A 15,168-nucleotide genomic window follows, 5' to 3' on the forward strand; every position below is an offset into this window, starting at 1 on the left:
AATTTGTTGTGCTTTAGATAAATGATTCAGGTTCACGTTAGTTTTCAGCAGATTGTCTCATCAAGATCTTCATCCTACTTTATCTTCGACTTCTGTTCACGATTTATTTAGACTCGCTATATAAGCTTTTTTTCATAGCCGATCGCCATACTATTTCAGTATTAAATACAGATAGCGATCGCTAAAGAAATATAGCTTTAACTACGAAAATTACGCTCCCGAAATAAAGATTTTGCGCTGCTGAAACTCTCCTACTTGAGCAAAGCGTAAAAAAGTATTTTCTTACTCTGGGCAGCGTTCTTCACTCGTACCGAGTAAGACTGTACGACTACCTGCTGAGGGACAATCTCTAACAGCGGCGTGTTTGAAATCACGGCTGAAGGTCTTGTAAATATCATCGATCGTGTCTGCCGATCGCGGTCTTTTTTCTGGCATTCCCTGGCTGACAATAGCAGGCTGCACGGGAGGCGGCTCAAATTTGATATAGGGAAACACGCCTGCAAGAGGCTGAATTTTTTTCGCTTCTTCGGTGAGGTCGGAAACTCGAATTCCCAAATTGAATTTACTTTGAATCGCAGTTTGAGCTATGGAGTTTCCTGCCATTAGGGAAGCTACTAAAGTTCCTGGTACGGAGACACTAGTTGCTTCACCTGCGCGTCCGTGAATTCCAACTAACTCGCCGCGATCGTTAAAAACGGGACCCCCACTCATACCCCGCTGCGTTTCACAACTGTATTGAATGCTGTAACCTCCATCCGTAGTGCGAGGGGTAATTCTAATCACTTCACCAGGAGCAAATAACCTTTGCCGTCGCGCCGTTTCATCTCCAGGATCGGGCCAGCCAGAGACAAAAGCTCGTTCGCCTTGGTTAGGGCTACCTGGTAGGTTTGCTAAAGGATAGTTCTTGTCACTCTTAAATTGGACGATCGCGACATCAAGCCCTTGAATAGTTTCGCCACTTTCGCCCTGTTCTTTTCCCATTGGGACGATATTCGATCGCGTACTTTCGTCGTCTACGGGATAAACTTCGCCATCAAAGGTACGTACCCCGTAAAAACCACCTCGACCGCGGACAACGTGCAAGTTAGTCGCCACGTAGTAAATGTTGCCGCGCTTAGCGATAATGACTCCAGAACCTGGGTTAAACTCACGTCGAGCTTCAACATCACCTTTTTGCAGGTCTTGACCGACAACCACTGTTGTTTGGGAGGCGATCGCGTCAATTTCCGTTTGATTCAACGTTTTGGAATCAGTAACAGGCTGAGTTTGCTGGGCGATCGCATCTGCTTGTACCGTGAGTCCTGTCATCTTGCTAGTAAAAGCGATCGTCGTCGCAGCAGTGACAACTCCGGCTATAAAAATTGTATATTTTAAATTTCGAGTTTGAAAAAACTTTTTCCAGCCATTCATAATAAAGTCAAAAGTTAAAAGCTAAAAGTGAAAACTGAGGAGTCAGAAGAATATAAATACCAACACGCACCACTCACCACTGCCAATCACCTACTACCCATTACCCATTACCAATAACAATTTAGATCTCATTTTGCGATTGAGGTTGAGCCAAGTTTTTGTCAACTTGATGCTGAAAAGCAGCAATTGGAATCGCCCAACTCAGCGCTTCCATTTGATTAAATAGTTCTACCGATGGCTTTGTACCATCGGCAAATGTAAACACATCAATGCCTTGAAGTGGATATTTCAAACGACCGTTGATCCCGATCAGTTCTCCTTTTTGATTCAAAACAGGTCCACCGCTCATCCCTTGTTCGACTTCGTTGGTGTAACCTAAACTGTATCCTTCTGGTAAAGTTCGCTCTAAGAGTAAAGCAACAGTTCCCGTTGTCAGCCGAAATGCTTTCATTCCCCAGTTACGTGTTTCTTCAACACGACTTTTATTGAGGAATTGATAATTGGGAAAACCAGATGCATAGACGCGATCGCCTTTTGTTAAGGCAAGTGAATTTCCTAAGACAGCAACACGATAGGATTTAGGGCTATCAAATTGTAGTAAGGCAAGATCGACACCTGTTAAAGTCTGCGTCAAGCGGCGGGCTGGATGAGTCGCGCCGTCAGCAGTGAGAATGGTATATTCGCCCTTCTGACTACCTGCTACTACATGGTCGCAGGTGAGAACGGTGTATGTCTGAGCCTGACGTTGTACGATCGCCCCAGAACCCATACTTGTTTTTGTCAATACTCTGACTGTCACTTGTTGAGCAACTTCTACTATTGCCGAACTTTTTACTGGATCTACAGGTGTTGTAGTCGCAATTTTTTCAGTACTAGCATCAGATTTTGTATTCGGTTTTGATGGCATAAACCATAAGAATGCAGCGATCGCCAGCAGTCCGAGGTTAAATAAGACAATAGTGGCTGATGATAATTTCACTGTCACTGCATCCCAATTCCAATCGCTCGATCGACTGTCATGCGTGAATTACGAGGTTCGAGTTGGCGATCGCTCTCAATCTCTACTACTCATGCATTTACCTTATTCCGCTGACAACGCTCGCTCAATTTCTTCTCCAAAAGGTGCATAATATTGTGGCGCACTTTGTTGGACTGCCGTACCCGTTCCTTTCAGGCTGAAAGTCACTAATTGTTCGAGAATTTGGCGTTCTTTGCCTCGATCTGATTCGCGCAATGTCATTAGAATATTTTTCCGGTTGCAGATTTCGTTTCGACTGCCAACATAGCAAATGACTGGTTTGCTGTTAACTCGTCCGTATGTCAGTTGCAAGTTTCTCAGCTTCCCGCCTTTGGCTGCTACAACCTCACTCAAGCGATCGCTAACTATTTTACAACGCTCGTGCGGCGTGTATTGCGTCCCAAATTCATTGCTGTTCCAGGTAATCACTGGTGCTGTGATCCGTTCGCCGCGTTTGGCGATCGTGGCATAGCCCTGACCTGAAGCTATGCAATGGAAAGTTGTCGCACCCCCAGCGCTAGCTACTGCTTCTGCTCGGACGAACTCGTTAGCTATTCCGATCCCACTTATAACTGCGATCGCTGTTGCTAAATATTTAGTAAATTTTTTTAAATTTTTAGTTGTGTGATTGCCTATCATCGCTCGTACCTCAAGGGCAGTTAAAATTTCAATTACATTCACAGTCAGCTCAAGTACCCTGAACTTGACAAGTCTGCTTGACGAGACTAGCGTATTTGAACTATACCGCGATCTACATCCAAATATGCTACGATTCCGGTCAATTTTTGAAAAAAAATATAAAATTATACTTCAACAGCTATTTTGTATACGGAACATACTTATAAAAACACTTCATATACGTACTAAAGAAGTCAAAAGTTAAAAGTTAAAAGTCAAAAGTCGGGAAAGAGTGGTGCGAGATCGTTCTCCCCCAGTTTCCCCAACTCCTCCAACTTCCTCCTGCTCATGCGCTCCCTACTTAACCGTCAAATCTCCGACCAGTCTTGAATCAGGATTTGAGCTTGGGAATAGAGAGGACTGTCTTGAGGAATTTGTCTGGCAATAGCGATCGCTTCAGCAAAGTTACTACTTCCTGCGAGTTGCTTGGCATGTTCGAGATGACACTCATTTAGTATTGCCTGCGCTTCGGCGTAAACTGCTGAATCGCGGGTAACTGTCTCAGCTCTACTCGCACAAGCTTCGTATCGTGCTTGATGTTTTAAAGTTTGAATTTCATCGATAACTTGAGCTGTCAAACGAAACTGAATGTATGAATAAACTACTGCTCCCAGTGCCACAATACCAACACCAATAGCCGCACCGACAAAAAATAAAGTAGAGGTGGATAAGCGGCGATGACGCGCTGGTGGAGATATTAAAATTGAATCGTCCGTGCTGGAATTAGCTAGATTACTCTGCTGTGCGGCAGGGAACTGAACGTTTGCCCGAACTTCTTGCTTATGTGGAGGTAACAAGGTGTCTGGCAGCGATGTCGGAGGAATGACTTCTGTTTCTGTTGGCTGTGGAGGTATGTAGGCTCTAGTCGTTGCCACGTCAGGTGTGACAGGAACAGATGGTTGTGGGTGCGTGGGTGCAGGTGGAGATGGATGAAGAGAATTATCGATCGCTGCTTCAGGCTTGTGGGTAATAGTAGCTTTTAATACTTGTTTTAATTGCTCTACGGAGGCAAAGCGATCGTTAGGGGATTTTTGCAAGCACTGCATGACAGCTGCTTCTAGTTGCGGCGATAAATTTTCGCAACCAGGCTGTAACCTGATGGGAACCGGTGGTTTTGTCTTGTGTGCCATTGCCCAACCCATGCCCGTAATCGAATAGGCTTGAGCGCCAAAACCAAATGGATCTGTGCCGCTGAGGAGTTCGTAGAGGATGACACCCAAGCTGTAGATATCTGCTCTTGCGTCTATAGTGTTGGCAGCCCGCAACTGTTCTGGAGCAGCATAGCGAAACGTGCCGATAAATCCATAAGTCAGATTCGTGCGATCGATCGATTCATCGCGGATTTTGGCAATTCCAAAGTCCAGAATCTTCACCAATTCTCCCAATGCTGTAGGCACGACAAATATATTGTCTGGTTTGAGATCGCGGTGAACTACCTTGACGTGTTCGCTGGCTGTCGCTCCACTCCACCAGAGATCGATGCCTGAGTGAGCTAGACGCAATCCTTCACAAACCTGAGTCACAATTTTGATCGTTCGCTCGACGGGTAACCGTTGCTGTTGTTTCAGCAATTGTTTCAGGCTGTCCCCGCGCAGATACTCCATGACATAGAAAGGATGACCTTCATCCGTAACGCCATAATCGCTCACATTCACGATATGATCGCTTTTTAGGGCTGCACAAATAGCAACTTCCCGCTCGAACCTCTTCCTCAAAGACTTTGACGCTGCTAATTTGTCTTTTAGCAACTTCAATGCTACGTGTTGTCCTAATAAGGTATCCATTGCCAGAAAAACATCGCCCATTCCGCCTGAACCCAAGCGCCTCTCCAAGCGATAGCGTTGGCGATCGCCAATACTCCGACCAATCCAGGTTTCTGGCTGAGCAGGAAATGTCATGGAGCTTTCTCTATGTGTTGCTTCTGGACTTGTTGCCTTTTTTGGGCGTGCGATCGCGAACGAGACTATGATACTACTATTATTGCTTGAGCAGTTATCAGTGGCTAGTGGCTAGTGGCTAGTGGCTAGTGGCTAGTGGCTGGACTCAATTCTTGTCACTAGTCACCAGTCACTAACCACTAGCCACTCACTCTAAATCGAAATATTATCTAAAAGTCGGGCGGGTTTGAGTTGTAGAGGCGTTGCACCATGTTCGTATTCGTCGGGAAAAATTGCTCTGACGCGCTTAACGACTGAAATCATATAACCGTAGTCTGGCGCTGAGCTATTGGGAATGTATCCTGCTTCTTGTGCCAAAATCGAGGGGACTCCATTCATGATTTGGTAAATTTGCTGGCGCAGGTTTTTGTCTATGTTAGGTGCAACCAAAACTACGCCAGGAGGGACTTCGTGCGGATCTGTATGGAGAATGCGAAACTCAGTGGGGCTGAAATACGAACTGTGTAAGTAAAATTCTTCTTTAGAAAGAGCGCCTGCTGTAGCTTTCCCTGTAGCAACCCATTCCAAAACTGTTTTAGGTGTGGATGCAAGCATAATCTCTGCTAAAGTTAGACCGTAGAGATTGTAAATGGGAAAAAAATATCCGGTAGCCGAACCTGGTTGTCCGAGGGCAAGCGGTTGATTTTGTAATTCTTTTAACTCAACGATCGGATTATCTTTGCGCACGACTAAAATAGAGCGCAAATTAGCGATGCCCTGAAGTGACAATATCGGGGTGTATCGGTGTTGGTCGATCGCGATCGCAGCTAATCCAGGCTCGGCAAAAGCTAGAGACCAAGCATGATTCCGAATTCGTTCTAGAGCCTTATTTTCGTTAAAAGCAGGTTCTAATTGTACGATAACTCCAATTTTTTCACTTAAATATCGAGTAAATTTGGCATAACGATTGATGGTCTGTTCCCCTGCGTTATAACTGACTACACCGAGAACTAAACCTTGGCGCTTGCTCGATAGCGATCGCACCCCACATGCTGTAAGTAGAAATAATTGTAAAAGTAACGTACGGCGGGAGAATTCGGAATTCGGAATTCGGAATTCGGAATTCGGAATTAATATATTCTTTTTAGAAGCTTCGCTCATTTTAAGAGACGACGGCAAAAATCGGCGGCTTTTTGAGGATCGGGAATTTCATTGGCTAATCGATTGACTAATTCCAACTCGGAAATTTGCATTCCAGATTTTAGAACTTTTTGAATGAGAATCGGCGCGATCGGTCCAATCAGATCGATTAAAGTTTTTTCACACCGTTGAATAAAATTAGTATCGAGTGCTGACTGCGCTAAATTATTGGATAATTGATTATGGGAAAATTTATTGCCGTTGGTGTTGTGGGTTTGAGATTTAGCTGTTGACTCGGCTTCGATCGCTTTTGCCTGACGCTCGAATTCTGCTTGTTGCTTGGCAGGCAGGTAAACTGAGAGGTTTTCTACCAACTGCTCGACGCTGTATGATTGAGCTGCTACTTGTCGAAACACAGTAGTCGCAATCGGTCCAGCAAATTCTGTAAACAGCTTGACTAGCGATCGGTGTTGGGCTGACAGGGATACGTCGGTAGCTTCTAACGGGACTCGGGGCGCAGACAGACGTTGGGTAAAGTCAGGTGGAAAAGTTGGATCGGGTAGTTGAGTGGTCGTTAGTTCGGATGGGTGTGCGGGAGGAGGCAATGTCGCAATTGTCGTTGCTGCACCTAAACCTGGGACAATTGTATTATTCGCCAGATCGATCGCTACGGCAGCTTGCAAGGCACGACTTAACTCGTCTACAGAACTAAAGCGATCGCGGGGCGATTTCTGCAAGCACCGCATGACGACGGCTTCTAGTTGTAGTGAAAAATGCTCGCACCGAGGCTGCGATCGCAACTGAATCGGGGGCTTGGAAGCATGAGCGAATACCCATGACATACCGCTAATCGTATTGCTATTGCGACGGAAATTAAACCCAAATGGGTCGGTTCCAGTCAGCATTTCGTAGAGAATTACGCCGAGGCTGTAAATATCCGCACGTTCGTCTACTTCTGTCCCTAGCTCGAACTGTTCGGGAGCTGCATAGTGAAAAGTCCCAATAAAAACGTTCGTCAGATTGGTAAATTCATTCGTATCGTTACAAATTTTAGCAATACCAAAATCGAGAATTTTGACGAGTTCTCCCAACGCAGTAGGAACGAGAAAAATATTATCTGGCTTGAGATCGCGATGGACGACTTTGATCTGCTTGCTAGCGGTTGCTCCATTTTGCCATAGGTGTACGCCTTGATGCGCCAACCGCAAACCTTGACACACTTGGATCGCGATCGACAGACTGCGTTCGATGCCCAGCTGTTGCTGCTGGCGTAGCAGTTGTCCTAAGCTCTGTCCTTGCAGGTACTCCATGACGTAGAAGGGATACCCCTCATCGGTAACGCCATAGTCGCTGATATTCACGATGTGATCGCTTTTGAGCGCAGCGCAGAGAGTCACTTCTCGCTCGAACCGCTTTCTCAGATCGGCTGATTCTGCTAGCGATCCTTTGAGGATCTTTAAAGCGACTAGTTTGCCAATCGGTACGTCCCTGGCGATGAAGACATCTCCCATTCCGCCCGCGCCTAGATGTTGTTCTAGTCTGTAGCGCTGGCGTTCGCCAACGCAGCGACCGAGCCAGTTGTCTTTTTGTAATGGCGAGTTCATGGAGCAGAGCGCATTAAAACTGGTATGAAAATAAATGTTTGCCAACAGTATAGGCGATGACTTCTAAGCTAGATGCAACTAAGCCTGCTAAAAATATCTTTCTCTCATCACCATTAAAGCCTAATATGAACTTTTACTGCTAAAATTTTTTGAGGAAGGCAGAGGGTAGAGGGCAGAAGAAAAGAGTTGCAATTCGCCCTTTAGATATACGGGGTTGAAGCTCCTAATATTTGTATAAGATAAAGTATAGATCGAGATATATTTCAAGACACAATCGCCGAAATACGCTGTCTCGATCGAATCTCCTAAACCTACGTAGATTTGTGTAGCAAACCGCGATCGCACTGCCCGCTGATTGAGATTGAGGAGATAATTCGCCTATCTGCTTTTTCCTCTTGCTTGCCTAGCAGCCTCGATCGAGGCAATCGGCTATGAGCCGATTGTTTATAGCTAGCAATATCCAATGAGAATGCGTGTTTCTCGTACTAACCGCTAATATCTGAATGTTCGTGTGCTTGACAGCAAGCGCGCCTGACACTAGCTCTTAGCCTAGCCTGAAATCTTTATTTCTCTTTAAACACTATTTAATTGTATTAGCAGATACTATCATACGTTGCTGCTCGACATTGTAACAAGACCTTGTAACAGATGTTGTAACAATATGTGCAGAATGTGCATATATCGAGTTAGCTGAGAGTATAAAATTTTAATGAAATTGGAGAGAACCCGAATTTTCGGTAATATACTTCAATCTCAGAGAAAAATTTTCCAGCTACGACATCAAACTACAGAATAATTAAAAAATAAAAATATTATGATTCAGTCTTCTGCACGTCTGGAGATTGGTAGACGTGACGGTAGTAAGCAAGAGTTTCCACTCAACGGCGATGTGGTGCGAATTGGTCGAGCGGGAGACAATAACTTAGTTTTGAGCGAAAGTAATGTTTCGCGCTATCACGCTCAGCTTGCGCCCCAAGGTATGAGTGGATACTTGCTCACAGATTTAGGAAGTAGTACTGGCACTTTCGTCAATAATGCTAGGTTGGCTCCTAGTCAACCGAGGCAACTCAAAGATGGAGACACGATAAGAATCGGGGGTTGTGAGTTGCGTTTTTGCGGTGTTGAGGAAGTCACTACAGGTGCAACTGCAACCCAGATGACGGGCATAGGGACAACTGTTGGTTTTGAAGCCACGAATTTTGCTGCACCACCTCAAGCGATTCAGACTCAGATCGTGACACCGATATTGCGGGTGACGACTCCAGCGGGAACGCAAGATATTCCGATTGTCAAAAACCAGATGATTATCGGTCGCGATCCTAGTTGTGATGTCCCGATTAATTTTCCCCAAGTTTCGTCACGGCACGCCGAATTGGTCGAGCGTCAAGGCAGCTACACGATAGTCGATCTAGGGAGCAGAAATGGGTTGTTATATCAAGGGCAACGCATTAGCGAACGGCGGTTAATGGATGGAGACGCGATCGCGATTGGTTCTGGAATTACTCTGACTTTCCAGACAACTGCGACCGACCAAGTACCGAGTATTACGCATCAACTGAATCTGAGCAATCGCAATAATTTAACCATCGGTCGCGACGAGCAAAACGATATTGCGATCGACCATCCGACCGTATCGCGCTATCATGCCAGAATTTCGCGTCAAGATGGGACGTTTGCGATCGCCGACCTCAATTCCAGTAACGGTACTTTCGTCAACGGCAAGCGCGTCAGCGGTTCGCAGTCGCTCAGACCTGAAGATACAATTCGCATCGGTCCGACTCGCTTTGTCTTCAACGTTGACGAGACTTTAGTGAGCTTCAACGAAGAAGGGAATCTGCGTCTGGATGCCGTCAACTTAACGAAGGTTGTCGGTAAAGGCACGACCTTGTTGGATGACATTTCGTTGTCGATCTTGCCGCGAGAATTTATCGTAATTGCCGGAGTCAGCGGTGGTGGGAAATCGACCCTCCTCGACGCACTCAACGGTTTTCGCCCTGCTACAAGTGGGATGGTACTGGTAAACGGAGAAGATTTATACAAAAACTTCAATGCCTACCGTACCGAACTCGGTTACGTCCCTCAAGATGACATCATTCACAAAGAATTGACGGTCAAGCAAGCACTCGATTTTGCCGCTCAGTTAAGGATGCCTTCGGACACGACTCCTGGCGAACGTCAAAAGCGGGTACAAGAAGTTTTGACAGACTTAGAATTGCTGCAACGCCAGGACGTACCTGTAAAAGCATTGAGCGGCGGACAGCGCAAGCGGGTGTCGATTGGGGTAGAGCTAATTACTAAACCCAGCTTATTTTTCCTCGATGAAGCGACATCTGGTCTTGACCCTGGTACGGAACTTCAGATCATGAAGTTGCTGCGCAAGTTGTCAGATCAGGGACGGACGATCTTGCTGATTACTCATGCTACGAAGAACGTCACGTTGTGCGATCGCGTGGTATTTTTGGCGAAAGGGGGACGAGTCGCCTATTTTGGTCCGCCAGCAGAAGCAATTGACTATTTTGGGGTGGAGGAGTTCGATCAGATCTACGGCAAGGTAGAACACGAACTATCACCTGAAGAATGGCAGCAACGCTTTAGAAACTCGCGTCACTATCACAAGTACGTATTAGAGCGCCAACAACAGCTGCAAATGCCCCAAATGGCACAAAGAAGCCATCGAGCCAAACAGAAACCAGGTAGCACAATTAAGCAAGTTTCGGCATGGCAGCAGTTTATCATCTTGTCGCGTCGCAACTTAGCAATTTTGATGCGCGATCGCGCTGGCTTGTTTTTGATGGGTGCGATCGCGCCAATTCTCGGCATCATGGATTTTGTAACTTGGAAGCGAGACGTTTTCAATCTTCAAGAAGGTGATGCCGGACAAGCAATCACGATGCTATTTACTACCGCTTTAATTGCGGTAATTGTAGGCAGCTTAGCTACCATGCGCGAGATTGTCAAAGAACAAGAAATCTATCGCCGCGAACGCATGATCGGGCTGAAAATTTTGCCCTATATCATGTCTAAAGTTTGGATTGGGGTCATAATAGCTCTATATCAAGCAGCAATCTTCTTGTTATTTAAATGGCTGGCGATCGAGCTTCCTGGTGGCACGCCAGAACTGTTCAATATGTATGTCACTCTCTTCCTGGCTACTCTGGCTGGGATGGTGATGGGGCTTCTAGTATCGGCGATTTCGCCCAACCAAAACGTAGCACCCCTACTCACAATTATTTTCCTCGTACCACAAATTACATTTGGTGGGGGGATGTTACCTGTAGAGACATTTGGTCCTCCAGGGCAGCTGATCAATCGCATCACAATTACAAAGTGGTCTTTTGAGTCGTTAGTCACGATCTCCCAAATGGGTGAAGACGTAGCAGATGATTCCTACTGGAAACTAGCAGAAAAAGAAAGAAAAAAACAAACTGCCGAACAGAAAAAAAAGAGCCAGTGCTTAGGTAAAGCACTGTTTAAAAAATGCGTTTTTCCAGGTCTAAAAGCTAAATACGACCCAGTAGTAGATAAGCCAGAACCAGTTAAGCCGAAAGATCCTGGCAAAGCTCCCTCAGATCCTAGAAAACTCGATGACTATGAAAAGAGAGTAGACAAATACAAAAAAGATGTAGATATCTGGCAAAAAGAATATAGCGAGTGGAAAGGAAAATATGAGGGTGCGATCAAGAGTGCAGAAGGATTGATCGAACGCTTTAAAAAAGACTATGGTGCTTCATTTAAAGTCAATTTAGCTTGGCACTGGTCTATGCTGGGAGTGCTAATAGTTGCTATGTTTGCCCTTCTATTTGGAGTTCAGAAGCGCAAAGATATTGTTTGAATATAAGCTATACGATAGCTGGCTGTAGAGATGTAATTTACATCTCTACATTTCTATTCACAATATTTCTATTCATAATTTAAACATCGAAGTTATGCTGCAATACTTACAACGAAAAGCAGTAAAGCTCTTGGCATTGACTGTAGTGCCTTTACTTACTTTCACGCCAATAGTTTACGCTCAATCAGGTAGGATTGTTCCTGCTGCTGCAAACAAAAATAAAGCTTGTATTTGCGACCCTAAAGATCCTTTCGATCCGAGAGCAAGAATGCCTCAGGGTCCTTTTAAAGGTCGCTGTATGAGCTGTAAGCAACGCTCTGTAAGGTTACTTTCTCCTGTAGAAACAATACCCTACAATGCTGCCCCAGATATGTTAGTCATTGCCAACTTCAACTATAAGGGCAAATACTGGGTTGCCAAAATTCCTAAAAATGCTGTGGAAGATGTTATTTTTCAGATTCAATACTATAACGTATTACCAAGCCCATATACTGCTCACAGTCAAATTCGTTTTCGCCTTAAACCAGGCTATGAAGCAATTTTAGTTCCACAGTCAATTGGTGTAGCGCCAACTGAAATTCGGATGCGGGATTTTGTGTATGCAGCAAATGCCATGTTGGTTGAAGGAGGTGAATGGAATCCAGCTACAGGATTATTAGATTTCTTCGCGATCGCCCATGAATTTATCAGCTTAGAAGATAGAATTAAAGATGCTTTTGAATACAAATTAACCGATCGAGTCGAGCAAATTAGATTGGCGTTGACTCCCCAACAAAAACAAGAGTTGCTAATGAGTGCAATCTTGCAAGGCGATCGCGATCGCACAAATTCGATGTACGATACTTTGAATAAAAATTGTACTTCCGAAGTATTACGAGCTGTCGATCGCACGATTGGTTACAATCCGAAACTAGCTCAAAAAGGCAAGCCAGAAGTTTTTATTAGTATGCCTACAGGTCCAGCAGTTGATGAAGCTCTGTTCAAGGGTAATTTAACACCCGATAAGTTGAACAAAATCGTCATCGAACGCCTTGCCCAACTTTCCAAAATTCCTATACCAACACCGCCTTATGAAGCAATTGTAAGGCGAAAACTGGTAAACAGCAAGAGTAAAATAGCAAATTTAGAAGTGGAGTTTTCCAGAGAGTTTAATAGTAGCAGACCTTGAATAAGGGAGTAGGGAAAGATTTTAGATTTTAATTTGGATTTAAATTTAGATTTGAAATAGTGGAAGTTGTAATGACTGTATCAAAAAAAAAGAATAATTTTTGCTTGTTAGGAAAAATGGTGGTATTGACAGCATTATCTACCTTTGCTGTGACACCAAGAGCGATCGCCCAAACAGGAAATGACTTACCATATTTCGTTGCCAGTAGTAGTAGCAATGCTTGCGTTTGCAACTCCGCAGACCCTTTCGATCCGCAGGCGAGAATGCCTAAAGGTACTTTTAAAGGTCAGTGTTTGAATTGCGAACAACGTGCTGTCAAACTACTCTCTCCCAGTGAAGCTGCACCATATAAACCTGCACCAGGATCGATGGTGCTTGCCAACTTCAAACATAAGGGCAAGTTTTGGGTGGCTCAAATTCCTCGAAATGCCGTTGCTGATGCGATATTTCAGATCCAGTACTATAGCGTTCTACGCAGTCCCTACAGCGCCCACGGACAGCTGCGATTTCGCCTCAAGCCTGGATATGAAGCAATTTTGGTACCGCAATCTAAAACAACTTCTGGAGTACCAAAAGCAGTTCGCGTGCGAGATATTGTCTATGTTGCTAACGGTATTGGCGTGAAGTCAGCAGGATGGAACCCAATTTCAGGATTAATTGATTTCTATGCTATCGCTCAAGAAATAACAGCTTTGGAAGATCGAGTGATAGATGCGGCTCAGTTTCCCTTTACGGATCGGGTAGAGCAAATTCGCTTAGCGCTAACTCCACAGCAAAAACAACAATTATTAATTAATGCTATTCATCAGAGCGATCGCGAAGGTATTAGTGTGATGTATGATACATTAAATCGTAACTGTACCACTGAATCGCTGCGAATTATCGATCGCACTATTGGCTATAATCCTAAAATTTTGCCCCAAGAACAGCAGGAATACTTTGTCAGTTTGCCTATGGGTGTCGATTTCAATCAAGCCGCACTCAATCGAGAATTGACTTCTGAAACATTGAATGAATTCTTAGTAGAGCAAATTAAAAAGATGCCTCCGATACAGTTACCCACTGCTCCTTATGATGCGATCGTGCGGCGCGGACTTGTCAACAGTCAGAGCAAACTGCCAAATCTAGAACAAGAATTTGCTGCGGAATTTAAAAATAAAAAACGTTAAATCTTTGAATTTTGTACATGCAAATTTTTTAATTAAATTCTTTTAAGTATTCGGTCTATGACATTACTCAAAAAAAACATAAATCTATTTTTAACTCAAGCTACACTTTGCTTGGGGCTATTTAGTACGGCTGTTCCAAGTCAAGCTCAAAATATTGGCAAAACGAATAGTGTAACTAATCTAAGATCTGTTCAGTTCGAGCGGTTATGCTTTCAGCGATCTGTAGCGTGTGCGGACATAGGTAAAGCGGCTCACATGAGTAGTGCTTTAATTTATCAGTTATTTGATACTGAAAGAACTGGAAATAAAACAAAACGCAGCAATGTTATTAATCAAATTAAACGTCTATACGGGGCTAAACAAATCGATGTTATTAATAAAAGAATGAAATTATCCGACTTTTTTCTGATTAGAAAAGAGCAGGATAAAATTTTTGGTGGATATGCTGTTCTTATCCGCCAGCCAGAAGTTGGGCAATTTGGGAAAAGAAAAGTTTCTTATGCGATCGCTTTTAAAGGCACGTATGTCGGCTTAGAAGATCCTAACGATCTTGCTGCTATTTCTTCTGGAGTGCCTGTAAATATGTATCGACGGGCAGCAGCTTTGATCCACGAAGGATTTAGAAATTATGCAGGTCAGGTTTTTAACGATATCAAATCTAAAGAACTACTTGTAGAAATTTTGAGCCTCCAAAAACAAGCAAATACTGAAGTTGAAATTTTAGTTACAGGACATAGCCTTGGTGCTGCGTCAATTCTTTATACAGCAATGTTAGTAGATGCGGGAGTCTTACCTAGTAATATAAGAACAATTGTCTTTGGTGCGCCTGCATTCACGCAACCGAGCTTTGCCAATCGATATCGAACTGCGATCGCCAATACAACTAGAGTAGAAACGAAAGGGGATTTTTTCATTTACCAGCAGCGCGGGTACATGCAACCAATTTATAATACCCTTGGTTATCTTCCTGTGGGAAATTTAATTGCAGCCGAGCCAACTGAAAAGCTGAAAGAGTTGTGGCAAGAAAGAGATATTTTAGAACAACAATATCAAGCCTCTCAGTCGCCAAAAATAAAATCAGCTTATTTAGATTTAACTAAAAGAATTATTTTAGAACAAGCAAATATTCATGTAAAAAGCTATGGATATTTCTATGAATATTACTTGAGAACTCAAGATCCTAATTTAACTAGAAGTGGTAGCCGCTAATTGAGAGGTGGAACATGTGGGATTCGGAAATTTTTTAAAGAGTAATGTTTTCTAGATATTTTA

The 15,168-nt window shown here is 44.0% G+C and carries 10 protein-coding genes; 4 read left to right on the plus strand and 6 right to left on the minus strand.

The window, feature by feature from the left end:
- Positions 1 to 282: 282 nt before the first annotated feature.
- The 6 genes from C7Y66_RS20235 to C7Y66_RS20260 all read right to left on the minus strand — a co-directional run bounded on the left by C7Y66_RS20235 (position 283) and on the right by C7Y66_RS20260 (position 7,727).
- On the minus strand, positions 283 to 1,410 hold the full coding sequence (locus tag C7Y66_RS20235; protein ID WP_106546975.1) for a trypsin-like peptidase domain-containing protein: 1,128 nt from the start codon (positions 1,408 to 1,410) through the stop codon (positions 283 to 285).
- A gap of 121 nt (positions 1,411 to 1,531) precedes the next feature.
- On the minus strand, positions 1,532 to 2,389 hold the full coding sequence (locus tag C7Y66_RS20240; protein ID WP_106546976.1) for a serine protease: 858 nt from the start codon (positions 2,387 to 2,389) through the stop codon (positions 1,532 to 1,534).
- Between the two features lie 102 nt (positions 2,390 to 2,491).
- Positions 2,492 to 3,109 (minus strand): COP23 domain-containing protein, encoded by a 618-nt coding sequence (locus tag C7Y66_RS20245; RefSeq protein WP_106167540.1) that lies wholly within the window; start codon positions 3,107 to 3,109, stop codon positions 2,492 to 2,494.
- A gap of 305 nt (positions 3,110 to 3,414) precedes the next feature.
- Positions 3,415 to 5,004, minus strand: a complete 1,590-nt coding sequence (locus C7Y66_RS20250; protein WP_106546977.1) for a serine/threonine-protein kinase — start codon at positions 5,002 to 5,004, stop codon at positions 3,415 to 3,417.
- A 192-nt stretch (positions 5,005 to 5,196) separates the two neighbouring features.
- Positions 5,197 to 6,144, minus strand: coding sequence for a phosphate/phosphite/phosphonate ABC transporter substrate-binding protein (locus C7Y66_RS20255; RefSeq protein ID WP_106546978.1), 948 nt, complete (start codon positions 6,142 to 6,144; stop codon positions 5,197 to 5,199).
- The gene (locus C7Y66_RS20260) at positions 6,141 to 7,727 is read right to left on the minus strand and encodes a serine/threonine-protein kinase (RefSeq protein ID WP_106546979.1); all 1,587 of its coding nucleotides are present in this window, start codon (positions 7,725 to 7,727) and stop codon (positions 6,141 to 6,143) included. Before C7Y66_RS20260 ends, C7Y66_RS20255 begins: the two co-directional genes overlap by 4 nt.
- A gap of 814 nt (positions 7,728 to 8,541) precedes the next feature.
- Here C7Y66_RS20260 and C7Y66_RS20265 point away from each other — a divergent pair.
- The 4 genes from C7Y66_RS20265 to C7Y66_RS20280 all read left to right on the plus strand — a co-directional run bounded on the left by C7Y66_RS20265 (position 8,542) and on the right by C7Y66_RS20280 (position 15,105).
- Positions 8,542 to 11,559, plus strand: a complete 3,018-nt coding sequence (locus tag C7Y66_RS20265) for an ABC transporter ATP-binding protein/permease (protein WP_106546980.1) — start codon at positions 8,542 to 8,544, stop codon at positions 11,557 to 11,559.
- Between the two features lie 94 nt (positions 11,560 to 11,653).
- Positions 11,654 to 12,727: a DUF4105 domain-containing protein gene (locus C7Y66_RS20270; protein ID WP_106546981.1), complete on the plus strand. Its 1,074-nt coding sequence runs from the start codon at positions 11,654 to 11,656 to the stop codon at positions 12,725 to 12,727.
- 71 nt (positions 12,728 to 12,798) lie between these two features.
- Positions 12,799 to 13,896 (plus strand): DUF4105 domain-containing protein, encoded by a 1,098-nt coding sequence (locus C7Y66_RS20275; protein WP_106546982.1) that lies wholly within the window; start codon positions 12,799 to 12,801, stop codon positions 13,894 to 13,896.
- A 57-nt stretch (positions 13,897 to 13,953) separates the two neighbouring features.
- Positions 13,954 to 15,105, plus strand: coding sequence for a lipase (locus C7Y66_RS20280; protein ID WP_106546983.1), 1,152 nt, complete (start codon positions 13,954 to 13,956; stop codon positions 15,103 to 15,105).
- Positions 15,106 to 15,168: the final 63 nt, after the last annotated feature.

Source organism: Chroococcidiopsis sp. CCALA 051, assembly GCF_003015105.1.
In the GTDB taxonomy this organism is placed as follows: domain Bacteria; phylum Cyanobacteriota; class Cyanobacteriia; order Cyanobacteriales; family Chroococcidiopsidaceae; genus Chroococcidiopsis; species Chroococcidiopsis thermalis.